This is a genomic window from Xanthomonas bonasiae, assembly GCF_017163705.1.
GTDB classification, from domain to species: domain Bacteria; phylum Pseudomonadota; class Gammaproteobacteria; order Xanthomonadales; family Xanthomonadaceae; genus Xanthomonas_A; species Xanthomonas_A bonasiae.
The window spans coordinates 34,807-61,244 of the sequence record NZ_JAFIWB010000020.1; the positions used below are offsets into that span (position 1 = coordinate 34,807).

Annotated in this window: 32 protein-coding genes and 2 tRNA genes; 10 read left to right on the plus strand and 24 right to left on the minus strand. The window is 67.7% G+C overall.

Annotation, left to right across the window (positions count from 1 at the left end):
* Nucleotides 1-86: 86 nt before the first annotated feature.
* The 3 genes from bfr to JR064_RS15810 form a co-directional block, all read right to left on the minus strand.
* The gene (gene bfr, locus JR064_RS15800) at nucleotides 87-557 is read right to left on the minus strand and encodes a bacterioferritin (RefSeq protein WP_145704796.1); all 471 of its coding nucleotides are present in this window, start codon (nucleotides 555-557) and stop codon (nucleotides 87-89) included.
* A gap of 113 nt (nucleotides 558-670) precedes the next feature.
* Nucleotides 671-880 (minus strand): (2Fe-2S)-binding protein, encoded by a 210-nt coding sequence (locus tag JR064_RS15805; protein WP_206230382.1) that lies wholly within the window; start codon nucleotides 878-880, stop codon nucleotides 671-673.
* Between the two features lie 79 nt (nucleotides 881-959).
* Nucleotides 960-1,571: an RNA pyrophosphohydrolase gene (locus JR064_RS15810; protein ID WP_179569149.1), complete on the minus strand. Its 612-nt coding sequence runs from the start codon at nucleotides 1,569-1,571 to the stop codon at nucleotides 960-962.
* 120 nt (nucleotides 1,572-1,691) lie between these two features.
* Between JR064_RS15810 and JR064_RS15815 the strand changes: the two genes are divergently transcribed.
* Both JR064_RS15815 and JR064_RS15820 read left to right on the plus strand, forming a co-directional pair.
* A tRNA-Met gene (locus JR064_RS15815) sits at nucleotides 1,692-1,768 on the plus strand.
* A gap of 44 nt (nucleotides 1,769-1,812) precedes the next feature.
* Nucleotides 1,813-1,887, plus strand: a tRNA-Gln gene (locus JR064_RS15820).
* A gap of 446 nt (nucleotides 1,888-2,333) precedes the next feature.
* Here the strand turns inward: JR064_RS15820 and rpsI are convergent.
* Nucleotides 2,334-2,726: a 30S ribosomal protein S9 gene (gene rpsI / locus JR064_RS15825; protein ID WP_003470251.1), complete on the minus strand. Its 393-nt coding sequence runs from the start codon at nucleotides 2,724-2,726 to the stop codon at nucleotides 2,334-2,336.
* A gap of 2 nt (nucleotides 2,727-2,728) precedes the next feature.
* On the minus strand, nucleotides 2,729-3,157 hold the full coding sequence (gene rplM, locus JR064_RS15830; protein ID WP_003470250.1) for a 50S ribosomal protein L13: 429 nt from the start codon (nucleotides 3,155-3,157) through the stop codon (nucleotides 2,729-2,731).
* 211 nt (nucleotides 3,158-3,368) lie between these two features.
* On the opposite strand from rplM, the gene coq7 reads away from it, so the two are divergent.
* Both coq7 and JR064_RS15840 read left to right on the plus strand, forming a co-directional pair.
* Nucleotides 3,369-4,013, plus strand: coding sequence for a 2-polyprenyl-3-methyl-6-methoxy-1,4-benzoquinone monooxygenase (gene coq7 / locus JR064_RS15835; RefSeq protein WP_206230383.1), 645 nt, complete (start codon nucleotides 3,369-3,371; stop codon nucleotides 4,011-4,013).
* Between the two features lie 193 nt (nucleotides 4,014-4,206).
* The gene (locus JR064_RS15840; protein ID WP_241093113.1) at nucleotides 4,207-4,722 is read left to right on the plus strand and encodes a hypothetical protein; all 516 of its coding nucleotides are present in this window, start codon (nucleotides 4,207-4,209) and stop codon (nucleotides 4,720-4,722) included.
* Nucleotides 4,723-4,817: 95 nt separating this feature from the next.
* Here JR064_RS15840 and JR064_RS15845 read toward each other — a convergent pair whose 3' ends face one another.
* Together JR064_RS15845 and speD are read right to left on the minus strand one after the other, a co-directional pair.
* Nucleotides 4,818-5,135: a DMT family transporter gene (locus JR064_RS15845; protein ID WP_206230384.1), complete on the minus strand. Its 318-nt coding sequence runs from the start codon at nucleotides 5,133-5,135 to the stop codon at nucleotides 4,818-4,820.
* A 119-nt stretch (nucleotides 5,136-5,254) separates the two neighbouring features.
* Nucleotides 5,255-6,049 (minus strand): adenosylmethionine decarboxylase, encoded by a 795-nt coding sequence (gene speD, locus JR064_RS15850; protein ID WP_003476431.1) that lies wholly within the window; start codon nucleotides 6,047-6,049, stop codon nucleotides 5,255-5,257.
* Nucleotides 6,050-6,198: 149 nt separating this feature from the next.
* On the opposite strand from speD, the gene crp reads away from it, so the two are divergent.
* Both crp and JR064_RS15860 read left to right on the plus strand, forming a co-directional pair.
* Nucleotides 6,199-6,888 (plus strand): cAMP-activated global transcriptional regulator CRP, encoded by a 690-nt coding sequence (crp, locus tag JR064_RS15855; RefSeq protein WP_046979198.1) that lies wholly within the window; start codon nucleotides 6,199-6,201, stop codon nucleotides 6,886-6,888.
* A gap of 48 nt (nucleotides 6,889-6,936) precedes the next feature.
* Nucleotides 6,937-7,695: a sulfite exporter TauE/SafE family protein gene (locus tag JR064_RS15860; protein WP_206230385.1), complete on the plus strand. Its 759-nt coding sequence runs from the start codon at nucleotides 6,937-6,939 to the stop codon at nucleotides 7,693-7,695.
* A gap of 4 nt (nucleotides 7,696-7,699) precedes the next feature.
* On the opposite strand, the gene JR064_RS15865 is transcribed toward JR064_RS15860, so the two are convergent.
* The 13 genes from JR064_RS15865 to JR064_RS15925 form a co-directional block, all read right to left on the minus strand.
* Nucleotides 7,700-8,422: a haloacid dehalogenase-like hydrolase gene (locus JR064_RS15865; RefSeq protein ID WP_179569157.1), complete on the minus strand. Its 723-nt coding sequence runs from the start codon at nucleotides 8,420-8,422 to the stop codon at nucleotides 7,700-7,702.
* On the minus strand, nucleotides 8,419-9,216 hold the full coding sequence (trpC, locus tag JR064_RS15870; protein ID WP_206230386.1) for an indole-3-glycerol phosphate synthase TrpC: 798 nt from the start codon (nucleotides 9,214-9,216) through the stop codon (nucleotides 8,419-8,421). The genes JR064_RS15865 and trpC overlap by 4 nt, the downstream gene beginning before the upstream one ends.
* Nucleotides 9,217-9,478: 262 nt before the next feature.
* Complete coding sequence (locus tag JR064_RS15875) at nucleotides 9,479-10,390, minus strand: DUF7822 domain-containing protein (protein WP_206230387.1); 912 nt, start codon at nucleotides 10,388-10,390, stop codon at nucleotides 9,479-9,481.
* 209 nt (nucleotides 10,391-10,599) lie between these two features.
* Complete coding sequence (trpD, locus tag JR064_RS15880) at nucleotides 10,600-11,658, minus strand: anthranilate phosphoribosyltransferase (RefSeq protein WP_179569163.1); 1,059 nt, start codon at nucleotides 11,656-11,658, stop codon at nucleotides 10,600-10,602.
* A gap of 16 nt (nucleotides 11,659-11,674) precedes the next feature.
* On the minus strand, nucleotides 11,675-12,025 hold the full coding sequence (locus tag JR064_RS15885) for a hypothetical protein (RefSeq protein WP_206230388.1): 351 nt from the start codon (nucleotides 12,023-12,025) through the stop codon (nucleotides 11,675-11,677).
* Nucleotides 12,022-12,606, minus strand: coding sequence for an anthranilate synthase component II (locus JR064_RS15890; RefSeq protein ID WP_179569167.1), 585 nt, complete (start codon nucleotides 12,604-12,606; stop codon nucleotides 12,022-12,024). The genes JR064_RS15885 and JR064_RS15890 overlap by 4 nt, the downstream gene beginning before the upstream one ends.
* Before the next feature lie 10 nt (nucleotides 12,607-12,616).
* On the minus strand, nucleotides 12,617-13,381 hold the full coding sequence (locus JR064_RS15895) for an SIMPL domain-containing protein (protein WP_206230389.1): 765 nt from the start codon (nucleotides 13,379-13,381) through the stop codon (nucleotides 12,617-12,619).
* Between the two features lie 21 nt (nucleotides 13,382-13,402).
* Nucleotides 13,403-14,473, minus strand: a complete 1,071-nt coding sequence (locus tag JR064_RS15900; protein ID WP_206230390.1) for an aminotransferase class I/II-fold pyridoxal phosphate-dependent enzyme — start codon at nucleotides 14,471-14,473, stop codon at nucleotides 13,403-13,405.
* A 2-nt stretch (nucleotides 14,474-14,475) separates the two neighbouring features.
* The gene (gene trpE / locus JR064_RS15905; RefSeq protein WP_179569173.1) at nucleotides 14,476-15,951 is read right to left on the minus strand and encodes an anthranilate synthase component I; all 1,476 of its coding nucleotides are present in this window, start codon (nucleotides 15,949-15,951) and stop codon (nucleotides 14,476-14,478) included.
* A 444-nt stretch (nucleotides 15,952-16,395) separates the two neighbouring features.
* Complete coding sequence (gene yegS / locus JR064_RS15910) at nucleotides 16,396-17,334, minus strand: lipid kinase YegS (RefSeq protein ID WP_179569175.1); 939 nt, start codon at nucleotides 17,332-17,334, stop codon at nucleotides 16,396-16,398.
* Nucleotides 17,335-17,659: 325 nt separating this feature from the next.
* The gene (locus JR064_RS15915; RefSeq protein ID WP_191826243.1) at nucleotides 17,660-18,142 is read right to left on the minus strand and encodes a GNAT family N-acetyltransferase; all 483 of its coding nucleotides are present in this window, start codon (nucleotides 18,140-18,142) and stop codon (nucleotides 17,660-17,662) included.
* A gap of 1 nt (nucleotide 18,143) precedes the next feature.
* The gene (gene rpe, locus JR064_RS15920) at nucleotides 18,144-18,812 is read right to left on the minus strand and encodes a ribulose-phosphate 3-epimerase (protein ID WP_179569179.1); all 669 of its coding nucleotides are present in this window, start codon (nucleotides 18,810-18,812) and stop codon (nucleotides 18,144-18,146) included.
* 10 nt (nucleotides 18,813-18,822) lie between these two features.
* A complete protein-coding gene (locus JR064_RS15925) occupies nucleotides 18,823-19,155 on the minus strand; it encodes a J domain-containing protein (protein ID WP_145704749.1) in 333 nt (110 codons plus the stop codon).
* Between the two features lie 143 nt (nucleotides 19,156-19,298).
* Here JR064_RS15925 and JR064_RS15930 point away from each other — a divergent pair, with 143 nt between their 5' ends.
* From JR064_RS15930 to JR064_RS15945, 4 genes are all read left to right on the plus strand, one after another.
* Nucleotides 19,299-20,225 carry a phosphoribosylaminoimidazolesuccinocarboxamide synthase gene (locus tag JR064_RS15930; protein WP_191826241.1) on the plus strand — a complete coding sequence of 309 codons (927 nt, stop codon included), beginning with the start codon at nucleotides 19,299-19,301 and terminating at the stop codon, nucleotides 20,223-20,225.
* 497 nt (nucleotides 20,226-20,722) lie between these two features.
* Nucleotides 20,723-21,202: a hypothetical protein gene (locus tag JR064_RS15935; RefSeq protein WP_338123902.1), complete on the plus strand. Its 480-nt coding sequence runs from the start codon at nucleotides 20,723-20,725 to the stop codon at nucleotides 21,200-21,202.
* Nucleotides 21,203-21,346: 144 nt separating this feature from the next.
* Complete coding sequence (locus JR064_RS15940) at nucleotides 21,347-22,027, plus strand: hypothetical protein (RefSeq protein ID WP_241093114.1); 681 nt, start codon at nucleotides 21,347-21,349, stop codon at nucleotides 22,025-22,027.
* 52 nt (nucleotides 22,028-22,079) lie between these two features.
* A complete protein-coding gene (locus JR064_RS15945; RefSeq protein WP_206230391.1) occupies nucleotides 22,080-23,855 on the plus strand; it encodes a peptidoglycan-binding protein in 1,776 nt (591 codons plus the stop codon).
* 104 nt (nucleotides 23,856-23,959) lie between these two features.
* On the opposite strand, the gene JR064_RS15950 is transcribed toward JR064_RS15945, so the two are convergent.
* Genes JR064_RS15950 through JR064_RS15965 form a run of 4 tightly spaced genes read right to left on the minus strand, consistent with a single transcriptional unit; the run spans nucleotide 23,960 to nucleotide 26,421 of the window.
* Nucleotides 23,960-25,216 (minus strand): MFS transporter, encoded by a 1,257-nt coding sequence (locus JR064_RS15950; RefSeq protein ID WP_206230392.1) that lies wholly within the window; start codon nucleotides 25,214-25,216, stop codon nucleotides 23,960-23,962.
* Entirely contained in the window at nucleotides 25,213-25,524 is a 312-nt protein-coding gene (locus JR064_RS15955) for a 4Fe-4S dicluster domain-containing protein (protein ID WP_206230393.1), read from the minus strand. Before JR064_RS15955 ends, JR064_RS15950 begins: the two co-directional genes overlap by 4 nt.
* On the minus strand, nucleotides 25,521-25,838 hold the full coding sequence (locus JR064_RS15960) for a hypothetical protein (protein ID WP_206230394.1): 318 nt from the start codon (nucleotides 25,836-25,838) through the stop codon (nucleotides 25,521-25,523). Before JR064_RS15960 ends, JR064_RS15955 begins: the two co-directional genes overlap by 4 nt.
* A 4-nt stretch (nucleotides 25,839-25,842) precedes the next feature.
* Entirely contained in the window at nucleotides 25,843-26,421 is a 579-nt protein-coding gene (locus JR064_RS15965; RefSeq protein ID WP_206230395.1) for an RNA polymerase sigma factor, read from the minus strand.
* Nucleotides 26,422-26,438 lie beyond the last annotated feature (17 nt).

The window sequence follows — 26,438 nt, forward strand, 5'->3', positions numbered from 1 at the left end:
ACAGGGGTGCCAGCATCCCTTGGGCTACCTACGCGGGGCGAGGCCCGCCCGAATGCTGGCCAAAACACGGCCAGCGGAAGCGCCGCTCAGTCCTCGAGCTTGGTCAGCAGATAGTTCGGCTCGCCGATGCGGCCGATCAGATCGAGCTGGGTTTCCAGCCAATCGATGTGCTCTTCCTCCGACTCCAGGATGTCGGCCAGCAGCTGGCGGCTGACGTAGTCCTGGATCGACTCGGCGTAGGCGATGCCTTCGCGCAAGGTGGTGGTGCCGTCCTGTTCCAGCGCCAGGTCGCACTCGAGGATTTCCTTCGGGTTCTCGCCGATGCGCAGCTTGCCCAGCGCCTGGAAGTTGGGCAGCCCCTCGAGGAACAGGATGCGGTCCGCCAACTTGTCGGCGTGCTTCATCTCGTCGATCGATTCCTTGTATTCGTGTTCGGCCAGTTCCTTCAGCCCCCAGTTCTTCAGCATCTTGGCGTGCAGGAAGTACTGGTTGATCGCGGTCAACTCGTTGTAGAGGACCTTGTTGAGGAACTCGATGACCTTGCTGTCGCCCTTCATCGCAGTGCTCGCTAATGCGTGGAAAGCGCAGACTTTAGCGAATCGGCCGCGGCCGTGAAGGAACGCGAATCGTGATCATCCCGCTGCGCATCCGCGCCGCGCGGACGCCGCTCTCAGGCGGCGCGGGCCATGCCGCCCAGCATGGGCAACGGCAGGTCGCGCAGCAGCGCGCGTTCCAGCAGGTCGCCGGCCATGTCCAGGCAGGAACCGCAGGTGGCACCGCAACCGGTGCGCATGGTCAGCTCGGATACGGTGCGGCAGCCGGCGTCGGCGACTTCGCGGATCTGGCGATCGGTGACCCCATTGCAGATGCAGACGTACACGATGGCGTTGGCAGCGGACGGCGCGGACTGCGCCTGCCGCCATTCAAACCAAAGTGAGAATGGTTGTCAATTCCGACCGTTAATCGTTATTAATACGGGCGACCAGCGGACCGCCGCGCTTGCGCGGCCGCTTGCGCGGGCGCTCGTGGCCGGCGTTGTTGCCGGGCATCCACGCTTCCTGCGCCAGGGTCGGCATGGCGCGGATGCCCGGCCCGGCGATGCTCTGCGCCAACGGCGCCAGGTGGCGCAGGGCGCGGGCATACACGCCGCGCTTGAACAGCACCACATGCTCCACCGGATACCAGAAGTCGACCCAGCGCCAATGGTCGAATTCCGGGGTCTCGGTCAGCTCCAGGTTCAATTCGCTCTCGTCGCACTGCATCCGCAGCAGGAACCAGACCTGCTTCTGGCCGATGCACACCTGGCGTTCGTTGCGGCGGATGGCGCGGCTGGGCAGCCGATAGCGCAGCCAGCCAGGCGTCGCGCCGAGCACTTCGACGTGCTCGGGCAACAGCCCGGTCTCTTCACGCAACTCGCGGTACATGGCCTCGACCGGGGTCTCGTCGGTATTCATGCCGCCTTGCGGGAACTGCCAGCCATCCCGGCGCACGCGACGTGCCCAGAACACCTGACCGTCCGGCCGCATCAGCACGATGCCCACGTTCGGTCGATAGCCGTCCGGATCGATCACGATGCGGACTCCTGAAAAATCTACTGGCTCCGACTCTGCCATGGCTGCGGCCGGCCCACAAGCGCGGCAAAAACCCGTTGACAGCCGCCCCATTTACTATAAGAATTGGCGGTTCACCAAGGCTATGTAGCTCAGCCGGTTAGAGCACAGCACTCATAATGCTGGGGTCGGTGGTTCGAGTCCACCCATAGCCACCATGGTGTCCACGCAGCAGGCGTGCGATAATTGCAATCTGCGACATTGCCCCGTCGCCAAGCGGTAAGGCACCTGACTCTGACTCAGGCATTCGGTGGTTCGAATCCATCCGGGGCAGCCAAACAAAAAAGAAAGGCCGATCAAAGATCGGCCTTTCTTTTTTGTTTGGCGCGGGGTTTGCGCAGGCGCTACGCGCCTGCGCCCCACACCTTGCTGCGCAAGGCGTGGGCCCCGACCCTTCCGCTCCCACATCCCCGCGCCTGTCGGCGCGCCCCCTTGGACTCCAAGGGGGCTTTTCACCAGACACTTTGATGCAGGTTGGAGGTAAAGCCTTGACCTGCGGGCAGGCCGCGCTCGACTGCCAACGGTACTGAATGACGCTGCCATGGGCGCAGCGATCGAACGTGCACGATCCACAGCAGTCGCCATTGCCTGGCTCCGCCATTTCGATGGACTGCCGGTCGCCGCGACACAGACCCGGCCCCGAAACGACAAAAGCCCGGCCGGAGCCGGGCTTTTGCGTATTCCCAGGGGAATCCCGAAGGATTCCACGCCAGGCGCGGTGGATCAGCGCTTGGAGAACTGGGTCGCGCGGCGGGCCTTGTGCAGACCGACCTTCTTACGCTCGACTTCGCGGGCGTCGCGGGTCATGAAGCCGGCCTTGCGCAGCTCGGACTTCAGGGTTTCGTCGTACTCGACCAGCGCGCGGGCGATGCCCAGGCGGATCGCACCGGCCTGGCCGGTGGTGCCGCCGCCGGCGGCGGTGACGAAGATGTCGAAGCTCTCGGTGTTCTTGGTCAGCTCCAGCGGCTGGCGCACGATCATGCGCGCGGTCTCACGGCCGAAGAACTCGTCCAGCGGACGGTTGTTGACGGTGATGTTGCCGGTGCCCTTGCGCAGGAACACGCGGGCGGTGGAGGACTTGCGGCGGCCGGTGCCGTAGTTTTGCGTGATAGCCATGATTAGATATCCAGAACTTGCGGCTGCTGGGCGGTATGCGGATGCTCGGAGCCCTTGTAGACCTTGAGCTTGCGGTACATGGCGCGACCCAGCGGACCCTTCGGCAGCATGCCCTTGACCGCGATCTCGATGACGCGCTCGGGATGACGCTCCAGCGCCTGCGCCAAGGTCTCGGTCTTCAGGTTGCCGATGTAGCCGGTGAAGCGGTGGTACTTCTTGTCGTTGAGCTTGTTGCCGGTGACCGTGATCTTCTCGGCGTTGATCACCACCAGGTAATCGCCGGTATCGACGTGCGGGGTATAGACCGGCTTGTGCTTGCCGCGCAGACGGCGGGCCAATTCGGTGGAAAGCCGGCCCAGCGTTTTGCCGGCGGCGTCGACGAGATACCAGTCGCGCTGGACGGTCTCGGACTTAGCGGTGAAGGTGCTCATTAGAAGACTCGGTTGGTCGGGCGGATTCAGGCAGCAGGCTGCCTGAACTTTGCCACGCGTTGTGAATTGCAAAAACGCAAGAGGCGAAATTCTACGCGCCGCCGCCGCCGCTTGCAAGTCCACCCTGGCGGAGCCGCCACGGGCGGCGGCCGCGCTTGGCATCGCGGCGGCCGGAGGGGAAAATCGAATCCCCTACCGCCCCGGCCCCTCGATGACGGCTCCCCGCCTGCATACCCCGCTCGACCGCGCCCTGGTCGAGGCCCAGCGCGCCCTGGAGACGGTGTTCGGCAATCCGCCGGCACAGCGCCCCTACCCGGCCGCGGCCACCGCCGACGTGGTGCTGGCGCCGGACGAACGCCGCCACGCCGCCGGGCTGATGCGCATCAACCATGTCGGCGAGGTCTGCGCGCAGGGCCTGTACTTCGGCCAGGCCGCGGTCGCGCGCGATCCGGCGACCCGCACGCACCTGCTGGAGGCGGCGCAGGAAGAGACCGACCACCTGGCCTGGTGCGCGGCACGGCTGCGCGAACTGGACAGCCGCCCGAGCCTGTTCAATCCGGTCTGGTACGCCGGCAGCTATGCGATCGGCACCCTGGCCGGGCTGCGCGGCGACGGCTGGAACCTGGGCTTCGTGGTGGAGACCGAACGCCAGGTCGAGGCGCATCTGGACGAGCACCTGCAGACGCTGCCGCCGGCCGACCTGCGCAGCCGCGACGTACTCAAGGTGATGAAGGCCGACGAGGCGCGCCATGCCGAGCATGCCGAACAGGCCGGCGCGCGGCGCTTGCCGGCGCCGATTCCGAGCCTGATGGCCGCGACCTCGCGGCTGATGAAAGCGGTCGCCTACCGGCTCTGAACGCGGCGCGGCACGCGTGCCGCGGACGCTCGCGCTGGCATTGCCGGTGCATTCGGGTTAAAGTGAACGAAAGCTGACTGATTCCACGTCGGCTTGCCCTGTTCCGGCGACCGGCGGTTCCATCCCGGCACCGCCCGTCTCCGCCGCAGCACTGCGCCGAGCCATGCCGCTCGCGCGCGCATTTTCGACCGACATGCCCGCACGCTCCATCCACATTGCCTCGCCACGGACCCGCTGGCTCTCGCGCCTGCTGTTCGCCAGCCTGTTCGCGCTCGGTGGCGGCGCATTGCTGTACCACCTGCTCGGCGACTACCGCCACGCCAGCGCGATCCTGTCCGACCACTCGGTGGCCACGGTGCCGGTGATCGCCGACGGCGCCTTCGGCGTGCATGCCGAGCCGCTGGTGCATTACCGCTTCCACTATGTCTTCGAGAGCAAGGGCCGACTGCACCGTGGCACGTTCGAGGCCAGCGGCGCCGAGGCCGCGCCGCTGCTGCTCGACGGCGCCACGGTGGAGATCGCCTACGCCAATGCCGACCCGTCGCGCTTCGGCCGCCTCGACCAGCTGCAGCACGCCGGCAACCTCGGCGGCGTGCTGACCCGCCTGGCGATCGCGCTGTCGATCGCCGCGCTGCTGGCCGCAGCCGCACACCAGGTGCTGATCGGACGCGTGCTCGGCACGCGCCGCCGTCGTCCCGCCGTGGCCTGAGCGGTTTCGGACCGCGCGCGCCGCGCAGGCGCCGCTGCGCCCCCCCCACGCGTTAGGGCATGGGCTTGCTTCTCAGGCGGCGAACCCGGCAGCGCTCAGGGCTGGACCAGCTTCAGGCCGATCACGCCGGCCACGATCAGCCCGATGCAGGCCAGCCGCGCCGGCGAGGCGCTGTCGCCGAACAGCGCGATGCCCAGCGCCGCGGTGCCCAACGCGCCGATCCCGGTCCAGATCGCATACGCCGTGCCCAGCGGGATGTGCTTCAGCGCCTGGGTCAACAGCCACAGGCTGATGCCGGCGCCGGCCAGCGTGCCCAGCGTCGGCCACAACCGGGTGAAGCCTTCGCTGTACTTGAGTCCGAGCGCGAAGCCGATTTCGAACAGGCCGGCGAGCAGCAGGTAGATCCATGGCATTGTCTGTCTCCGTAGACAAATAAAAACAAAAACGGCCCGATGTCTGCACATCGGGCCGCCGTCGGCAGGGGTCGCAGCGCAAACGCCGCGGGGCGGGCCGTCCCGCCGAATGTGACGTGCTACTCGGCCAGATTGCGACCGTGGAACAGTTCCTCGATCTCGCGCTTGAGCAGCGCCTCGATCCGCATGCGCTCCTTGAACGAGAGGTTCTTGGCCTTTTCCTCGAACAGGTACTGGTCCAGATCGAAGTCCTTCAGGTGCATCTTGGTGTGGAAGATGTTCTCCTGGTAGACGTTGACATCGAACATCTCGTAACGCGCCTTGATGTTCTTGGCCAGGAAGTTCTGGATCGAATTGATCTTGTGGTCGATGTAGTGCTTCTTGCCCTTCACGTCGCGGGTGAAGCCACGGATACGGTAATCCATGATCACGATGTCCGATTCCAGCCGCTCGATCAGGTAATTGAGCGCCTTCAGCGGCGAGATCACCCCGCAGGTGGCGACGTCGATGTCGGCGCGGAAGGTCGCGATGCCGTGCTGCGGGTGGGTTTCCGGGTAGGTATGGACGGTGATGTGGCTCTTGTCCATGTGCGCGACCACCGCGTCGGAGATGATCTCCTTGCCGGCCAGCTTCTTGTCGATCACCGGCTCTTCGGAGATCAGGATGGTCACCGAGGCGCCCTGCGGATCGTAGTCCTGGCGCGCGATGTTGAGGATGTTGGCGCCGATGATCTCGGCCACATCGGTGAGGATCTCGGTCAGTCGGTCGGCATCGTACTGCTCGTCGATGTACTCGATGTAGCGCTGGCGCTCCTCTTCGGAAACCGCGTAGCAGACGTCGTAGATGTTGAAGCTCAACGCCTTGGTGAGGTTGTTGAAACCTTGCAGCCTCAGGCGAGGCAACGGCTTGACCACGGGCGTGAATCCTCTAAAAGATGGATGGGGTAGAAAGGGCAGCAATTATGGGCCAAACGCGCCCGTAGCGAAACGTGGGGATTGGCGCTCGTTTGCCGCAGACAACGCGTCCCGTTAAGCTTCGGGACTCACGTAGTAGCGAAGCCGCCATGAGTCCCGGAAACACCTCCACTGCAACACCTGTGCGCATCGCTCCAAGTCCTCTGACGTTGGACACCGCCACCATCGACCGCTTCCTGGCGCACAGCCATCGGCGTCGCTATCCGGCGCGGACCGACGTGTTCAGGCCCGGCGATCCGGCCGGCACCCTGTACTACGTCGTCAGCGGCTCGGTCAGCATCATCGCCGAGGAAGATGACGACCGCGAGCTGGTGCTGGGCTATTTCGGCAGCGGCGAGTTCGTCGGCGAGATGGGCCTGTTCATCGAATCGGACCAGCGCGAGGTGATCCTGCGCACCCGCACTCCATGCGAACTGGCCGAGATCAGCTACGAACGGCTGCACCAGCTGTTCCTGGGCTCGCTGTCGGCCGATGCGCCGCGGGTGCTGTACGCGATCGGCGTGCAGCTGTCCAAGCGCCTGCTCGACACCTCGCGCAAGGCCAGCCGCCTGGCATTCCTGGACGTCACCGACCGCATCGTGCGTACCCTGCACGACCTGGCGCAGGAGCCGGAGGCGATGAGCCACCCGCAGGGCATGCAGCTGCGCGTCTCGCGGCAGGAGCTGGCGCGGCTGGTCGGCTGCTCGCGCGAGATGGCCGGGCGGGTGCTGAAGAAGCTGCAGGTCGACGGCATCCTGCACGCCCGTGGCAAGACCGTGGTGCTGTACGGCGCGCGCTGAGCGCAAGGCCGCGACCGCGCGCCGCGCTAGCGGCGGCGGTCCACCGCGATGGTTCTGAGCGAGACCTTCTATTGGTTCGTGCTGGTCGGCCTGGCGGCGCAGCTGGTCGATGGCGCGCTGGGCATGGCCTTCGGCCTGGTGTCCTCGTCCGTGCTGCTGAGTATGGGCCTGCCGCCGGCGGCGGTCAGCGCCAGCGTGCACAGCGCCGAAGTCTTCACCACCGGCGCCTCGGGCCTGTCGCACCTGGCGCTGGGCAATGTCGACAAGCGCCTGTTCCTGCGCCTGGCGCTGCCGGGCATGGCCGGCGGCATCCTCGGCGCCTATGTACTGACCCAGCTGCCGGGCGACATGATCCGTCCGTTCGTGCATCTGTATCTGCTGGGCCTGGCGGTGCTGATCCTGTTGCGCGCCGCCGGCCGTGCGCTGCCGCGGCAGCAGGTGCAGCGGGTGCCGCTGCTGGGCTTCGTCGCCGGCCTGCTCGACGCCAGCGGCGGCGGCGGCTGGGGGCCGGTGGCGACCTCGACCCTGCTGGCGCGCGGCGGCCAGGCGCGCACCACGATCGGCACGGTCAATGCCGCCGAATTCCTGGTGACGCTGTCGATCTCGCTGACCTTCCTGCTGACGATGGGCGTCCAGCACCTGGACATCGTGCTCGGGCTGCTGGTCGGCGGCATGCTGGCCGCGCCGCTGGCGGCGGTGCTGGTCAAGCGGGTGCGCGAACGCTGGGTGCTGGTGGCGGTGGGCCTGCTGGTGCTAGGGATCAGCCTGTACCAGATCGGCAGCACGCTGCATCGCTGGTGGGCTTAGCCCGTTATTGCGGCGAGGCGTCGCCAGCGCGGTCGCGGCAACCCCAGTTCAGGATCGGCGTGCCGGAGGGCAGTTCGCGGCGGAAACGGGCCACGGCCGAGGCCTTCGGATTGACCACCACCGGCACCGCGGCGGCGTGCAGCAGCGGCAGGTCGGCGGTGCTGTCGGAGTAGGCGGTGGCGATCTCGCCATAGCCCAGCTCGCGCAGCATGCGCATCTTCTCTTCGTTGTGGCAGTGGCGAGTGGCGGTGACCGCGCCCAGCCGCGGGCCGATCAGGCTGCCGACCACCGGCACGTCCTGGTGGGCGACGAAGCCGAGGATGGCGCGCGCCAGTTCCGGCGGCGCTCCGGTGGCGACCACCACCCGGTCGCCGGCGGCGCGGTGCCGGGCGAACACCTCCAGCGCGTGCGGCAGCAGGCGCTGGCGGATCCGCGCCTCGTGCTGCAGCACGTACTGGTCGATCACCCGATTGAACTCGCGGGCGCGGTGCAGGCCGAAGCTGGCGATCCACACGTAGCCGGAGATGCCGGTGCGCCGGGTCGGCAGCATCGCCACCAGCGGCCCCAGCAGCGGCGTGGCCAGCAGCGCGGCGGCCAGGCGCACCGGATTGCGCCGGATCAGCCAGGCGAACAGGTGGCTGCCCGAGTCGCCGTCGTACAGCGTGTGGTCGAAATCGAACACCACCAGCGGCGCATCGGCGCGCGGCGCGGGATAGGCCTCGCTCATGGTTCGAAGAACAGCTGGCGCAGCGCCTCGCCGGGTTCCTCGGCGCGCATGAAGGCTTCGCCGACCAGGAACGCGTGCACGCCGGCCGCGCGCATCGTCGCCACGTCGGCCGGGCCGAGGATGCCGCTCTCGGTGACCAGCAGGCGATCGCGCGGCACCGCGTCCTGCATTGTCAGCGTGGTCTGCAGCGACACCTCGAAGGTGCGCAGGTTGCGGTTGTTGATGCCGATCAGCGGCACCGGCACCTGGATCGCGCGTTCCAGTTCGTCGATGTCGTGCACTTCGACCAGCACGTCCATGCCCAGTTGCAGCGCCAGCGCCGACAGTTCGGCCAGCTGCAGGTCGTCGAGCGCGGAAACGATCAGCAGGATGCAGTCGGCGCCGAGCGCGCGCGCCTCATACACCTGGTACGGGTCGATGACGAAGTCCTTGCGCAGCACCGGCAGCGTGCACGCCTCGCGCGCCTGTTGCAGATAGCGGTCGTGACCCTGGAAGAAGTCCTCGTCGGTCAGCACCGACAGGCAGGCGGCGCCGCCGAATTCGTAGCTGACCGCGATATCGGCCGGGTGGAAGTCGGCGCGGATCACGCCCTTGGATGGGCTGGCCTTCTTGACCTCGGCGATCACCGCGGGGTCGCCGGCGGCGATCGCGGCCTGCAGCGCGCGCGCGAAACCGCGCACCGGCGGCGCCGCCTCGGCGCGCGCCATCAGCTCGGACAGCGGCACGCGCGCGCTGCGCGCGGCGATCTCTTCGGCCTTGCGGGCGAGGATGGTGCGGAGGATGTCGCTGCTCATAGGGCTTGGATCCTGGGGGACGGGCATTATCGGTCAAGATGGTGAAGGCCGGAGTATGGGCCGGGATTCGGGATTCGGGATTCGGGATTCGGGATTCGGCCAGCGGCATGGCCGGTTGCCGCCGACAAGCGCACCGCGATGGCCGCCAAGCGCCTCAATGCGTAGATCCGCGTTGGTTCGAGCCTGGCGCCGCAGTCGGCAACGCGGTGACAACCGGGCTTCAGGTAGCGGTCGGCAGCTAGGTGCGCTGGAGTCTGCCGCGTCAGTCCCTGGCCTCGCGTGCGTCGAACGCCTCCCGGTCGGACAATTCGAAGTACAGCACCTCGGACCAGTTGGTGAGTCCCAGCGGCCGCTCGGTGGCGCCGGTGCGCGTGCTGTCGCAGTCGTCGTCGAAGCGCAGGCCGTGGAAGACATCGAGCGGCGGTGCGCCCTCTTCGACAGCCAGGCGGCGCAGCAGGCGCGCCGCCTCGTGGGTGTCGGCCGGCAGGGCCTCGAAGGCGGCGCCGACGGCGCGGCAGCGTTCGATCTCCTCCTCGACGCATGCGCGCAGTTCCGCTTCTTCGGCCGCCGACATCATGTCCAGCTCGACGGTCTCCAGCAGCAGGAACGCGTCGCGGTTCTCTTCCAGGAAGGCGATCGTTTCGTCCAGCCAGCCCGGCAAGTGCTCGACCGTCGCAGGCGCGCGCACCGGCGCCGCGATCGGTGCCGATACCGGCGTCGCCGAGAGCATCCGCGCGAGACGCCCCAGCCAGGACACCGGTGGTGGCGCGGCGATCGGCGCCGGAGCGGGCGGTGCGGCAGGCGCAGCCGTCGCCGCGATCACCTTCACGATCTCGGCGAAGCGCCTGAGCCGCTCCAGGCCCGGCGCGAACGGACTGCTGATCGCATGCAGGCGCGGGGGCTGGTCTTCGTCTTCGTCTTCGTCTTCACCCTCGTCGGCCTCCTGATCGGCGGCTTCAACGACATCTTCGTCGTTGTTCTCGTCATCGTCCTCGTCGTCATCCAGGCCTTCCGCCACGAGCGAGGCGCATAGCTGGGGATCGGCCGACATCAGCAGCCGGTACACGAACGGCACGTCGTATGCCCACTCCGAGAGGCTGGAAATGGTGTCGGGCCGGTCGTAGTAGGACGTCGGCCGGTTGCCGAGGCTGTAGAGATAGGATCGGTTGGCCATGCAAATCCTCGTGTCGGGGTGCGCCGCCGATGCGCAGCGGACAGCAGCTTATCGCGCCGGCCAGCGCACCGCCCTGCACCCGCATCGCCACCGGCACATTCGCTCATCCGCATGACGCGCGAACGACATGGCGCGCACCAAGCCTGCATTGCCGACGGCATGGATGGCCGCGGCGGCGACGCGGCGACCGTTTTGCCGCTCCGTCGCGTTCAGCCGGCAGCGGACGCCGCGTCCTGCAGACCCGCCAAGCGCCGCGTACACGCCACATACGCATCGAGCTTGGCGCGCGCGCGGCCGTCGGCGATCGCCGTGCGTGCCAAGCCGATGCCGGCGCCGATATCGGCCGCCACGCCGGCCACGTACAGCGCCGCGCCGGCGTTGAAGGCGACGATGTCCAGCGCCGGACCGGGCACGTTGTCGAGCACGCCGAGCAGCATCGCCATCGATTCGGCGGCATCGGCGACCTTGAGGTTGCGGCTGGCCGACATGGCGATGCCGAAATCCTCCGGATGCACTTCGTACTCGCGCACTTCGCCGTCGCGCAATTCGCCGACCAGGGTGCCGGCGCCGAGCGAGAGTTCGTCCATGCCGTCGCGCCCCCACACCACCAGCGCGCGCTCGGCGCCCAGCTCGTGCAGCACGCGCGCCTGGATGCCGACCAGGTCGGGATGGAACACGCCCATCAGGATGTTCGGCGAACCGGCCGGATTGGTCAGCGGTCCGAGGATGTTGAAGATGGTGCGCACCCCCATCTCGCGCCGCACCGGCGCCACCACCTTCATCGCCGGGTGGTGCACCGGCGCATACATGAAGCCGATGCCGGTGGCGTCCAGGGCCTGCGCCACCTGCTCGGGCTGCAGCTCGATCGCCGCGCCCAGCGCTTCCAGCGCGTCGGCGCTGCCGGACTTGGAGGAGACGCTGCGGTTGCCGTGCTTGGCCACCTTGGCGCCGGCCGCGGCGGCCACGAACATCGCGCAGGTGGAGATGTTGAAGGTGTGCGAGCCGTCGCCGCCGGTGCCGACGATATCGACCATGTGGGTGCGGTCGGCGACCTCGACGGTGCGCGAGAACTCGCGCATCACCGCGGCCGCGCCGGCGATCTCGCCGATCGTCTCCTTCTTCACCCGCAGCCCGGTGAGGATCGCCGCGGTCATCATCGGCGACACTTCGCCGCGCATGATCTGCCGCATCAGCCCGACCATCTCGTCGTGGAAGATCTCGCGGTGCTCGATGGTGCGTTGCAGGGCTTGCTGGGGGGTCAGCGTCATGGCGGTTCCTGGACGTTCAAAGACTGGCGTGCTCGAGGATTTCCTGGCCCATCAGCACACAGTCGCCTTCGCGCATCCGGTAATAGAGCAGGCGCATGCGGTACTCGCCCTTGTAGACGTAGCCCATCACTTCCAGGACGTCGAAGCGTTGCTTGGCATTGGCCGGATTGGCGATGGACGGCAGCGGCCGGGCCGGGCCCGGCACCTCCGCGCGCTCGTCGTTGCCTACATGGAAATTCAGCAGGCGCCGCGCCTGCGCCACGGCCTGGTCGGCGCACTGCATGGTCGAGGGCACCGCAGCGGCTCGGACCGGCGCCACGGCCAGGATGGCACTGGCCACCAACAACAACGACAGGCATCGGTTCATTGCGGACGCTCCAGAAAGTTACGCAGCAAGGCGTGGCCGTGCTCGGTGAGGATGGACTCGGGATGGAACTGCACGCCCTCGACCGGGAACTGGCGGTGGCGCAGGCCCATGATCTCTTCCATCGTGCCGTCTTCGTTTTCGGTCCAGGCGGTCACTTCCAGGCAGTCCGGCAGCGTGGTCTTCTCCACCACCAGCGAGTGGTAGCGGGTGGCCTCGTAGCGGTCCGGCAGGCCGGCGAACACGCCGCGGCCTTCGTGGCGGATACGCGAGGTCTTACCGTGCATGATGGTGCCGGCACGCACCACCTGCCCGCCGTAGGCCTGGCCGATGCTCTGGTGGCCCAGGCACACGCCGAGGATCGGCGTGCGCTGGCCGAGCCGCTCGATCAGCTGCAGCGACACGCCGGCCTCGTTCGGCGTGCACGGGCCGGGCGAGATTACGATGCGCTCCGGCGCCAGCCGCTCGATCTCGTCCACGCTGAGCGCGTCGTTGCGCACCACCTTGACCTCGGCGCCGAGCGCCTGCAGGTACTGCACGAGGTTGTAGGTGAAGCTGTCGTAGTTGTCGAGCATCAGCAGCATGGCAAGGGACTCATTGCGCGATCAGGAAGACCGCATAGACGTTTTCGGAAAGGGTGAGGCTGCCGGCTTCGAGGGATTCGGCGGCGGGCGCCGGCATCGGAAGTGGCGTAGGCCTGTAGTTCTCGCTGACTAGACCTTGGCGGCGCGACCCTGATGGCCAATGACCAGCCTGAATGCCATAAGCAAAGTCTGGCGCCACTTCCGAAATGGTGTAAAGACCACCCAGACGCACGCCATAGGCCGTTGCCAGCGCCTGCGCCGACGTACGAGTCTGTTCGGCCGCCTGGCGCTTGAGTTCGGCACGCAGCGCGGCTTCACCGCTGTAATGCGGTGCGATGCCGGACACTTGCAGTTCTTCGCTAGTGCTCAGCTTGCCGAGCAAGCCGCGCACATCGTCCAGCGTGCCGAAATCAGCAGACAAGGTCCGCTGCACGCGGGTCCCGCTGAAGATTTGCTTGTCGTCTTCGTAGCGCTGCTCTGGCTGGATCGACAGCGTGGCCGCCTGCACGCTGTCGGCAAGCGCATGCTGTTGCTTGAATGCAGCCAGCACGTTCGCCGCATTGGCCTGCACGCGCTTGCGCGCCGCACCCGGGTCGGCATCCACTGCACTCAGCGTGATCTTGACCCCGAAGCGATCCGGCACCACTTCGCGCTGCGCCTCGCCCTTGACCAGCAGGTGCGGCTGCGACGGCAGACTGTTGACCTGCGCGCTGGCGAACGCCGGCAATGCCAGCAGCACGGCGATGACCCAGCGACCGATCGTGTTCGTTTTCATCCTTGCTCTCCTTGGCGAATGTCAGCCGGCCGCGCGTCGCGCGCCGGGGTACGAAAGCGCGGCGAAATCGCGGCACAGCGCGTCGACCGCGTCGGCCCGCGTCGCCCACGAGGTCACGAAGCGGATCACCCAGCGGCCGTCGGCCAGCGCCTGCCAGCGCTCGAAGTCGTAGCGCTGCGCCAAGGCCTCGACGGCCTCACCCGGCAGCGTCACGAACAACTGGTTGGTCGGCGAGTCCGACGCGAACTGCGCGCCAGCCGCGACCAGGCCTTCGCGCAGGCGCGCGGCCATGCGGTTGGCATGCGCGGCCAGTTCGTAGAACAGGCCGTCCTCGAACAGTGCGGCGAACTGCGTGCCCAGCACCATGCCCTTGGCCAGCAGCGCGCCGCGCTGCTTGAGCAGGTAGCGGAAATCGGCCTGCAACGCGGGATTGACGATCACCAGCGCCTCGCCGAGCAGCGCGCCGTTCTTGGTGCCGCCGATATAGAACGCATCGGTCAGCGCGGCGACATCGGCCAGGCTCAGGTCGTTGCCCTCGGCGGTCAATGCGCTGCCGATGCGCGCGCCGTCCAGGAACAGCCACAGCCCATGCGCGTCGCAGACGTCGCGCAAGGCCTGCAGCTCATGCTTGCGATAGACGGTGCCGAGCTCGGTGGTGTTGGACACGTACACCAACCGCGGCTGCACCATGTGTTCGTTGCCGTGCTCGGCCAGCAGTGGCGCGATCAGCGCCGGGCTCAGCCGGCCATCGGCCGCCGCCACCGTCAGGACCTTGTGCCCGGTGGCCTCGATCGCGCCGGTCTCGTGCGTGGCGATGTGCCCGCTGGCGGCAGCGATCACCGCCTGATGCGGACGCAGAAATGCGCCGATCGCGGCAAGGTTGGTCTGCGTGCCGCCGACCAGCAGGTGCACGTCGGCGTGCGCGCAGGCGATCTCGCGGCGGATCAGCTGCGCCGCGCGTTCGCTGTGCCGGTCCAGGCCGTAGCCGCCGTTCTGCTCGGCGCTGGCCGCGGCCAATGCGGCCAACAGGCGCGGATGCGCGCCTTCGCTGTAGTCGTTGCGGAAGCTGATCCGCGGGCTCGGCGCGGACACGCTCACAGCCCCTTCGCCGCCTCGGCCACCGCGCGGAACAGCGCGCGGCCCTTGTTCATGGTCTCGTCCCATTCCTTCTGCGGATCGGAGTCGTAGACGATGCCGGCGCCGGCCTGCACGTGCAGGCGGCCGTGCTTGATCACCGCGGTGCGGATCGCGATCGCGGTATCGGCATCGCCGTGCCAGCCGAGATAGCCGATGCTGCCGGCATAGACGTTGCGCTTGATCGGTTCCAGTTCGCGGATCACTTCCAGCGCGCGGATCTTCGGCGCGCCGCTGACGGTGCCGGCGGGGAACGTGGCACGCAGCACGTCGGCGTAGCTGAGCCCGGGCAGCAGCGTGCCGGTGACTTCGCTGACGATGTGCATGACGTGGCTGTAGCGCTCGATCACGAAGCGTTCGCCGACCGCGACGGTGCCGGCCTGCGACACCCGGCCGGCATCGTTGCGGCCCAGGTCGATCAGCATCAGGTGCTCGGCGCGTTCCTTCGGATCGGCCAGCAGCTCCGCTTCCAGCGCCAGGTCCTCTTCCACGGTCTTGCCGCGCGGGCGGGTGCCGGCGATCGGGCGCACGGTGACTTGGCCGGCTTCCAGCCGCACCAGGATCTCCGGCGAGGAGCCGACCACCTGGGTGTCGCCGACGTCGAGGAAATACATGTACGGCGACGGGTTCAGCGCGCGCAGCGCGCGGTACACGTCCACCGGGCGCGCGCTGAACGGCACGCTCAGGCGCTGGCTCAGCACCACCTGGAAGATGTCGCCGGCGCGGATGTATTCCTTGGATTTCTCCACCGCGGCGATGAAGCCTTCGCGGGTGAAACCGGACACGAAGTCGCTTTCGTCGAGCACGTCGCGCGCCAGCGGTACCGGGTAGCCGGCGCCGGGCTGGCGCAGCGTGGCGGTCAGCGCGTCCAGCCGCGCCTGCGCCCGTTCCCAGGCGTCGGCCTCGCGCGGATCGGCGTGCACGATCAGGTACAGGCGGCCCTTGAGGTTGTCGAAGACCGCGACCTCTTCGGACAGCATCAGCAGGATGTCGGGCGTGTCGAGCTCGTTGCGCTTGTCGCCGCTGGCCAGGCGCGGCTCGATGTAGCCGATGCATTCGAAGCCGAACCAGCCGACCAGGCCGCCGGTGAAGCCGGGCACGCCGTCGAGCTTGGGCACCGAATGCGCCGAGCGCAGCGCTTCGACCTCGGCGAACGGATCGGCGACCTCGCGGCGCTCGATCAGCTCGCCGTGATCGCGCACTTCCAGCGTATGCCCGCTGAAGGTGTACACGCGCCGTACCGGCAGGCCGATGATCGAATAGCGGCCGAAGCGTTCGCCGCCTTCGACCGATTCGAACAGGTAGGTATGCGGGGCGTCGGCGAGCTTGAGATAGACCGACAGCGGCGTGTCCAGGTCGGACAGCACTTCGCGGACGACGGGGATGCGGGTGTGGCCTTCAGCGGCGTAGCGCTGGAACAGCTCGCGGGTGATCAAGACGACTTTCCTTCCGGGACTCGGTGGCGGGGCGGACGACGGCTACAGGCCACCATCGCCACGCACGGCGAGCGGAAGTGAAGGAACGCTGGGTCGTCAGGCTGGACACGGCGGCTACTTTACCGCAACTGCGGCGACTGGCAACGGTTGCAGAAGGGACCATCGGCGCTGCGGTGGATGGGCTGTTGCAGCCTGGAAGCGAAAGCACTGCTTGGGCTGGATGCAGTCGCGACCGAAGTCCCTCCCACAGCGCACCCGGCCGCCGCGCCGCAAGTCCCATTGCGGGAGCGACTGCAGCCTGGAAAGCGAAAGCACTGCCTGGGCTGGATGCAGTCGGGACCGAAGTCCCTCTCACAGCGCACCAGACCGCCGGTCGCGAGTCCTTGTAGGAGCGACTTCAGTCGCGACGCGGCACCCCGTCCAGGCCAGCGCCCGGCGCGGCCGCTACCCCGCCCGGCCGCGCAGCAACGCCGAATCGGCCGGCAGGTGCATGCGCAGGCGGCCGGCGACGCAATCGATGCGGAAGTGCCGCGAGGTCTCCGGTTCGCCGTCCAGGTTCAAGGTCAGCGGCATGGCCGCGTCGATGCGCACCCACGGCAGTTGCGCACGCACCGCGACCCGCTCCAGCGCGGCCTGCTTGCCGGACGTGACCAGCGTGCCCAGGGTCGCGGCGACTTCGCCGCTCATCTCCGGGACGATGGTCAGGTCGAGCAGGCCGTCGTCGAGCAACGCGTCCGGGCACAGCGCCTGGCCGCCGCCGGCCTGGCGTCCGTTGCCCAGGCCGAGCGCGATGAATTCGCCTTCCCAGGCGAAATCCGGCCCCTCGAACCGCGCCTGGATCGGATCGATCTGGCCCAGCTTGCCCATCCCGGTGATCAGGTAGGCCAGGCCGCCGAGCATTTTCTTCAGGCCCTCGTCGGTTTCCACCGTGACCTGGGTGCCGAAGCCGCCGCTGGCGACATTGGCGCACCAGTGCGGCCCGTGCTCGGCCTCGATGCGCAGCAGGTCGATGGCCACCGCCGGCGCCTGCGCGACCAGTTCCAGCGCCGCCAGCGGGGTGTCGGGAATGCCGGCGGCGGTGGCGAAATCGTTGGCCGTGCCCAACGGCACCAGGCCCAGCGCCGGCAGCGCCGCAGCCGCGGCGTCATGGTGCGCGAGGGCGCTGGCCACCTCGCTCAAGGTGCCGTCGCCGCCGGCGGCGACGATGCAGTCGGCGCCGTCGGCCACGGCCTCGGCCACGTAGCGCTCGGCGTCGCCCTCCTCCCAGGTCACCCGCACCTGCAGTCGGATGCCGCGCTCGCGCAGCGCGGACACGGCCTCGCGCAGCGGCTCGTCGCCCGCCGACTTGCCGTTGAGGATCAGACGCCAGTGCGGTGCTGCCATGCGGACCTTCCCGAGATCAGGCCTGCAGCCTAGCCGGCGACGGATGCGGACATCGTGAATGCGCGGCGCGCCGGCGCGCGGGCGATGCCCGCCGTGCCCGGAGCGCGCCACGGTGAGACATCGGCCCTGGCCGGCCTGCCGCGAGCGGTCGCTGGCCTAGCGCCCGGCACGCGGCGCGATGTCGGCCGCGCTGTCATACCTGCGTCACCGATCACCCGGAACATGGAAGGCCATAGCAAGGACGACGGATGGAGGCAGGATCAGCCTCCGATTTCTCCCAGGGGCCGCACTGGCGACAGTGCGGTTCTTTCTTTTGCGCCGCCGCTCAGCCGGCCGCGAACCTGGCCAGCGCCTCGCCCTGCAGGCGGTACACGGTCCATTCGTCCTGTGCCTGCGCGCCGGCGGCCTGGTAGAACTCGATCGCCGGCTGGTTCCAGTCGAGCACCGACCATTCGAAACGGCCGCAGCCCTCGGCCAGCGCCTGCCGGGCCAGGTGCCGCAGCAAGGCCTTGCCGGCGCCGCTGCCGCGGTGTTCCGGGGCCACGTACAGATCTTCCAGGTACAGGCCGTTGCGGCCGAGCCAGGTCGAGTAGTTGTAGAAGTACACCGCGTAGCCGATCGGCTGCGCGTCGGCCTCGCAGATCAGCGCGTGCGCGGTGGCGCCGGGGCCGAACAGGCTGGCGCGCAGGCCGGCCTCGTCGGTCTGCACCGCGTCCTCGGCGCGCTCGTAGCGGGCCAGGTCGCGGATCAGGCGCAGGATCAGCGCGGCATCGTCGGCGGTGGCCGGGCGGATGTGCAGCACGGCCATCTCAGCGCGCCGCCACCGCTGCGCGCATCTGCGCGATCACCGCGGCATAGTCGGGCGCGTTGAAGATGGCCGAGCCGGCGACGAAGGTGTCGGCGCCGGCGGCGGCGATCGCGGCGATGTTGTCGGGCTTGACCCCGCCGTCGATCTCCAGCCGGATCGGCTTGCCGCTGGCGTCGATCCGGGCGCGGATCGCGCGCAGCTTGTCCAGCGCCGACGGGATGAAGGCCTGGCCGCCGAAGCCCGGGTTGACCGACATCACCAGCACCAGATCCAGGTCGTCGAGCACCCAGTCGAGGATGTCCACCGGCGTGGCCGGATTGAGCACCAGCCCGGCCTTGCAGCCGTGCGACTTGATCAGCTGGATGCTGCGGTGCACGTGGCGGCTGGCCTCGGGGTGGAAGCTGATGAGGCTGGCGCCGGCCTCGGCGAAGTCCGGGATCAGCCGGTCCACCGGCTCGACCATCAGGTGCACGTCGATCGGCGCGGTGACGCCGTGCTTGCGCAGCGCCTGGCACACCATCGGGCCGATGGTCAGGTTGGGCACGTAATGGTTGTCCATCACGTCGAAATGGATCCAGTCGGCGCCGGCCTCAAGGACGTTGTCGACTTCTTCGCCGAGGCGGGCGAAATCGGCGGACAGGATGGACGGGGAGATGATGCAGTCGGACATGGCGAAGGTCTCAGCGCTTGCGCAGGGTGCGGATACGGTCGTAGGCGGTGTTGAGCTGGCTGGCCTTCTTCTCGGCCCGCGCCCGCAGCTCCGGGCTGGCGCCGGCGACCTTGTCGGGGTGGTACTGGGAGATCAGCCGGCGATAGGCCAGTTCAATCTCGGCGTCGGTGGCGTCGCGGCGCACGCCCAGCTCGCGGTAGGGGTCGTCGCGCTGGCCGAGCTTGAACCAGTCAGCATCGAAGGCGTGCCCGACGAGCAGCCCGAGCACCGCGCCGAACACCGGATTGGGCCGGAACAGCAGCGCCCCGGCGATCGCGCCGAGCAGTTTTCCGTACCAGTGCATGGGCGAGGGCGGGCTCGGCGGACAAGGCCTCGCATTTTACGGCACAGCGGGGCTTTCCGGCCGTACACTACGCGGCCCGCTGTCGAGCCGCGGGCCCGCCGGGTCCCGGGACAGCCGCCATTGCGAAGTCCGTAGGAGTGCCTGTGTCCACCACGCTGTTGCAATCCGATCTGCCCGGCCTGCCGTTGCGTCACCGGGGCAAGGTCCGCGACGTATTCGATATCCCCCGCGACCGCCTGCCTGCCGACGCCCCGCCCGGGGACTACCTGCTGATGGTCGCCACCGACCGTCTGTCCGCGTTCGACGTGGTGCTGCCCGACCCGATTCCCGGCAAGGGCGAGATGCTGTGCCAGGTCTCCAACTTCTGGTTCAAGAAGACCGAGCACCTGATGCCCAACCACCTGACCGGCATCGACGTGGCCGCGGTGCTGCCCGCCGGCGTGGACGCGGCGCTGTACGCCCGGCGCGCGGTGGTGACCAAGAAGCTCAAGCCGGTGCCGGTGGAAGCGATCGCCCGCGGCTACCTGATCGGCAGCGGCTGGAAGGACTACCAGCGCACCGGCAAGGTCAGCGGCATCGAGCTGCCCGACGGCCTGCGCCAGGCCGAGAAGCTGGCCGAACCGATCTTCACCCCCTCGACCAAGGCCGCGGTCGGCGACCACGACGAGAACATCGACTTCGACGCGATGGTCAAGACCGTCGGCGCCGAGCTGGCCGAGCGCGTGCGCGACGCCACCCTGCGCATCTACCGCTTCGCCGCCGACTTCGCCGCCGAGCGCGGCATCCTGCTGGCCGACACCAAGTTCGAGTTCGGCACCGACGCCGACGGCCGCCTGTACATCATGGACGAGATGCTGACCCCGGATTCCTCGCGCTACTGGCCGGCCGACGAGTACCAAGTGGGCACCAGCCCGCCGAGCTACGACAAGCAGTTCGTGCGCGACTACCTGGAGACGCTGGACTGGGGCAAGACCGCGCCCGGCCCCAGCCTGCCGCAGGACGTGATCGACCGCACCCGCGCCAAGTACGCCGAGGCGCTGCAGCGGCTGGCGGGGATTTCGATCGACTGAGCGCAGCTCCCGCGTGGCGGGCGCTGCGACGGGCTTGGCCATGCTGGACAAGCCCTCACTGCACCGCGCCCGCAGACTTGGAGCCACGCGTGCGGGGCGCCAGCTTAGTCGCAACCCGCGCCTGCGCAAGGCCGTTGCTCCATCGACGCAGTGGCCGCAATGACGCAGTCCGCTCGGTTCGTTTTTCTTTGTCCGCAGCCCGTGACAGCGCACCAGATCTGCGCAAGCGCAGTTCGTCTGCCTATAAGGCACTGCCGTGTAGGACAGACCCCCGTCTACTCGATACCCGACGAACACTGGCTTGTGCAGCGGACGATGGTGAAGTCCACACGCTGGCGCTCGCCTGGCACGGCAGCGCGCTTCTCCTGCGCCAGAGGGGAAGCGTCGACGGTTTGGCCACACCGCCATCAGCCGGATTTTCACCGGTCGTTTACCCCACCGTCCTAAACTGAAACCCCGAACGGGGTTATGCCATCCAACCAGATCAGGAGGATCCGTTGGTCATCGCACGCGCGCTTTCGACCACTCTCGTGCTTGGTCTGACGCTTGCGGCATACAAGCCACCGGGCGGAACCAGCGCCGTCGCATCGCGGCCGTCCACCTCGGCTGCCGCCCCGGTTGCAGCAGCGCCGCGTTGCCCGGATGCCGATTTCGACAGCTTCCTCAAGCATTTCAGCGCCGACATCACGGTGCAGGAAAAGGCCACAGCTAACCCGCTGACGATGATCCGGCTCGATCCTGACGCCCAACCCGAACCGAAGCAGGTGAACCGCGAGGTCCCGCTGTCTGGAGTCGAGTGGCCGGTGATCCCGCATCTGGACGCAGCCCGCGGCGGGGGGCTCGAGGTCGTCGTCTCGAAAAATGCCGCTGGTCGTCAGGTCTTGGTCCGCACAGCGGACACCGGCGACCAGCGGATTTACCACTTCGTCCAGCGTCCGTGCTGGACCTTGGTGAAGGTGGACGATCAATCGCTATGAGCCAGCGCAGACCATGCAAGCTCCTTTGGTGCCGCAAGCCCCAGTACGGCACATTCGCCAAACGCTCGATGCGACAGGAAAGCTCCTGAACTGCCCCGCAGCTTGCCGCGGATTTCTCCCTTCATCTCGAATTGCCTGCTTCCTATGAGCGACTTATCCAACTCCAACTCTTTTCGCGGCACTCTCCTTCCGGCCCTGTGCCTGCTGGCCATTGGACTGGCCGGATGCAGCCAACCTGCAACCACCAACGCCACCAACACCGCGCAGCCGGACGTGAAGAAAGCGCCGCACGCGCCACCAGCTGCATCGCCCACCGACACGCCGCAGGGCGATGACCTCGCCGATTTCGCGAAAGGCTTGGGCGCCCATTGCGATGACGCCACCAAAGGGCTTGGCTGCGTCCTTGGCAACATGGACGCTGGCGACTTCTACGACATCGAGTTGTCCCCGGACTGTGGCCCGGAGGGCTTCTTCGCAGGCGTTTCCGAACGCGATGCGCCGCTGCTGGGCACGCTGCCCGTGACCGGCAGCAAGGCCAAGATCAATGCGCGACTCTCCGATGGGCAATTCGTTTGCGTACAGGCAACGGCGCGCGTGGGTCAGCAGGCGAATTACTACTACGTAGTTTCCATCCCCACCAGCAGCGTCGCCGCGTGCCGAGGCAAGCCCATCTGCAGCCAATATGGCGATCGCCCGATCACCTTTGTTGCGCAACAAAATACCGGCAAGGCATGTGCGCTAACGAGCGATGCCCGCCCTCAAGGCGATTGTGCCCGTGGCTGGGTGGAGCCTAAGAATCTGGACGTGTTCTCGAACGGAATCTGACCGCAGCACCCCTGAAATTCACAACCACTAGGGATAGATAAGGACTTCCATCATGCCCGACCAAAGAATTGTTCGACTAGTCAGTACTGAGGGAAAGAACCGCACCCTTGAGCTGGAAGACGGAAGCGTCGTGGTGCGTTCCGAAGGATCGGTTTCGTGGCGCAACAACAACCCAGGCAATTTGAAATTCGAATTCGCCGGCAGTGCCGACAAGACCGTTACCAACACCAGAACCCGTGAAGATGCACTGGCGGCAGCCCAGCACCGCTTCCAGGGCGTCGTCGATCTGGATCAATGGGGTAACGCAGTCTTCGAGAGCTACGAAGCGGGCCGTGCCGCCAAGATCCAGCTCCTCGAAAACAGACATGCCAACCATACGGTCGAACAGCTGCTTCCCAGCTATTCGCGTGCCGACTACAGCGGGCAGACCAATCACTCGGCGCAGGCGGCCGCCATCTTCGCCGAGGGGCATCGGCAAGGAGTGGATCTGCGCAGCAAGACCGTAGCTCAGATGACCCAAGCCGAGCGCGCCGCGCTGGCAGACGGGATTCGACGTTTCGAGGGCTGGCAAGCAGGCGACACCCAGACGATAAGGGCTCCCACATCGGCACAGGCAACGCCGGCGGCCGGACAGCAAGCCGCGTCACTCGACCATCCTGGCAGCGCTGCAATCTATAGCGAGGCGCGCCGGCACTTCTTCGACGAGGGCCGCCACTACGAATATGGGCGTCCGGATGCGCCGCGCCCAGGACGCGACGCCAGTCGACTGGAGCGCGACCTCGACGGTGACGGTCGCCTCGGCGTGGACTGCTCGGCCTTCGTCTGGCGTGGCCTGAAGAATGCCGGCTACGACGTACCTGGCAATACCGCGGACGGGTTCACTACATCGACTCTCTTCAACGGCTCTCGCACCACCGCTTACGCCCGCGAACATTTCGACGTGACGTCCGCGTCCGATGCTCGCCGTCCCGGAGGAAACCTGCAGCAAGGCGACATCCTCATGTTCTCCGGAGCCGGAGGACAGCATGTCGGAATCTTCAAGGGGTACGACGCCCAGGGGCGAATCCAGTTCATCGGTTCGCAAAGCTCGAGCGGCCCGGACGAAGTGACGATCAAACCGGGCGGCTATTGGGACGGGGGCACAATGAATATTGTCGGGTCGCTACGTGCGAAACCGGAATTCCAGGTGCGTGCGCCACAGCATGGTGGAGATGCTCTACCAACCCGCACAGAGTCCACCGCACAGCACACCAACCTCCTGCTCCACGGCGACCGCGGCGAAGGCGTCCGCACGCTGCAACAGCAACTCAACCAGCTTGGCGTGCGCGATGCGCACGGGAAGCCGCTGACCGAAGACGGTCGCTTCGGCGACAACACGCGCGATGCGGTACGCACCTACCAGCAGACGCATGGGTTGCTGGTCGACGGCAAGGCCGGGACGCAGACGCTGGGCAGCCTGCGCGAACAACTGCGTGCTCCGCAGGAGCAGGCACAGGCGCCACAGCGCCAGACGCCTGCCGAGGCCGATCCACTGGTCAAGGCGGTGCGCGAGCGCATGCCGGAAGGCACCACGCCCGAGGTCGCCGCCAATGTGGCGCTGCAGGCCAAGCAGAGCGGCATCGACAGCGCCGACAAACTGCGCAGCATCACCGTACAGGACGACAAGGCCTACGTGCTCGGCACCACGCCCGGTTTCCGCGCGGTGGTGGACCTGCAACAGCCTGCGCCGCCGCTGGAGCAGACCAATGCGCGGTTGCTGGCCAGCCATGCGGCGCAACAGCAGAACGTGCAGGAAGAGCAGCAACGGATCGTGCAGGGCGGGCGCTGACGCCTGTCGCTTCCGCGCTGCCGGCGCTCGCGTGCGACAGCACGCACGCCGGCAGCGTGCAGGTACTCGGCGTGACGGGCGGCGCGTCCGCCGCGCCGCGCGCTTCAACCTGCCGCAGTGCCCTGCAGGGCCGGCTCGCGCGGCATGCTCCGTTGCAGGCCGCGTAGCAGGACCCAGGCCACCAGGGACACGGCGACGACCACGTAGCCCACCACCGGGAAGTGCTGCAGCTTGCCGTCGGCCCCCATGGTGACGATGTGCCCGGCGATCAGCGATGCCAGGCCGCCGGACAGCTGCTGCACGGAGGCACCGATCGCGTTGAACGCCCCGCGCTGCTGCAGCGCCGGTACCGAGGCGGCCAGTGCCTGGTACGGAATCATGCGCGAGAAGATCGCGGCGAACAGCAGCACATTGACCACGATCAGCACCGGCAGCGAGACCCGGCCAAGATGGGTGTAGATCAGCACCATGAGGATGCTGAGCGCGGTGCCGAAGGTGAACACACGCAAGGTGCCGAAGCTGTCGGTCGCCCTGCCAATCAACGGGCCGAACACGATGGCGCAGACCCCGGTGATCAGATAGATGGTGGGCAGGCTGTGCAGGTCGATGCCGAGATTGCCGACGATGTACGCACTGCCGAACGGCATCAGCATGAAGCCGCCGGTGCTCAGCAGCGCGGTCGTCGCGAACGCCAATTGGTAGCGCGGCACGGCGAGGGTGCGCAGCAGATGCCGCCATGCGCCGTGTTCGCGCGGCGCCTGCAGATGTCCGGCGACCGGTTGCAGCTTCCACGCCACGACCAGGCCGGCGGCCAGGCCGAGCGCGGCCATCGCCAGGAATGGCGCATGCCAGTCCCAGCGGTTGGACAGGTACAGGCCGATCGGAATCCCCAGCACCTGGCTGGCGGCGAACGCGGTCTGGATCAATCCCATCACCCGGCCACGCAGCTGCGCGGGGAACAGGTCGGTGGCGATGGCCAGCACCACCGAGCCGATCACGCCGCCGAACAGCCCGGTGACGATGCGCGCCAGCAACAGGCTGTGGAAGCTCTGCGCCAAGCCGCACCACGCGGTGCCGACCACGAAACCGGTGTAGAAGAACAGCAGGATCTTCTTGCGATCGAACCTGTCGGCAAAGCCTGCCGTCAGCAAGCCCGACGCCGCGGCGCTGAACGCGTACGCGGACACGACCAGGCCGAATTGGGTCGGGCCGATGCGCAGCGCGGGCATGATGGTGGCGCCCAGCGGCGACATCAGCATGAAATCGAGGATGACCGCGAACTGCAGGAACGCCAGCATGCCCGCCACCACTTTCTGGTAGGCGGTGAAGCCGGATGGGACGACGGCGGCGTCGGCGCTCATGGCTGCGGCATCCGGCGGCGCAGGCTGATGGCATGTTCCGGGCACGCAGCGACGCACAGGCCGCAGCCGAGGCAGGCGTCGGCCTTGGGCGTATACGCCACGCGCATGCCATGCACGCGCAGCTTGAGCCGGGGCCGCCATCCAAGCTCCGCATAGTCGGCCGCATCGATGCGCCGCAGTTCGAATACCTGCTCCGGGCACACCTCCACGCAATCGCCCTTGCCCTCGCAGCGCGCCAGTTCGACGATCGGCGCCACCGTCCCGGGCGGCTGCCTGCAGACGGTCAGCGCACTATCAAGAGGCGTCATTGGCGTTCGCCCCGGTGCCGGCGGCGGTGCATGGCGTGCCTGAACTGCTCGCGCTCTTCCGGCGTCATCGCCTGCCATTTCTCCCAGTGGCGGTGTCTGTGCCAGCCACCGTGCCCGCGGAATCCGCCGAACAGGATGCGGCTGAGCACCAGCAATTCCACCGCATGCGGGTAGTCGATCGGGCGGGCACCGCTCAACGCCACCGGCAGCACCGCATTCCACAACTGCATGACCACCACGCCGAGGACGGCGACCGCCGCCAGCACGAACACCGCCTTGCCCAGATATCTCGCTTTGAATGCCATCTCGTTCACTCCTTCAGGATTCGAGTTCGTCGTAAGCCGTTTGCAGGCGCGCGCGCAGGTACAGCACGGCGTAGCGCTTGCGTGCCAGCAAGGTGTTGATCGCGATGCCGCTGTCGGCGGCCATCTGCTTGAAACTGCGGCCCTCGAATTCGTGGGCCACGAACACCTCGCTCTGGCTCTGCGGCAGCTCGTCGAGCGCCTGCTGCAAGGCCAACAGCAGACGCGCGCGTGCATACGCCGCGTCCGGTCCGCCGCCGGGCGCCGGCAGCGCCAGATCCAGGCGCAGCGTGTCGTCGTCGACGTCCTCGCCGGCGTCGTCGCGGTACTCCTGCAGCGGCTGCGCGTTGCGTTTGCGGAAGCGGTCGATGATGCGGTTGCGCGCGACCTGGAACAGCCAGGCGCTGGCCTGCTCGATCGGCGCGGGGAGCCGGTAGGCCTGCACGAACTCGGACAGCACGTCCTGCAGGATGTCCTCGGCCTCGGCGCGGTCGAGCACGCGGCGGCGGATGAAGTTGCCGAGCCGCGAGCGCTCGCGCAGGACCGTCGCGGCGATGGCGCGGTCGGTCTCGGGCGCTGGGTTCGTTGGGCTCATGGTGTTGCAGACGTGGC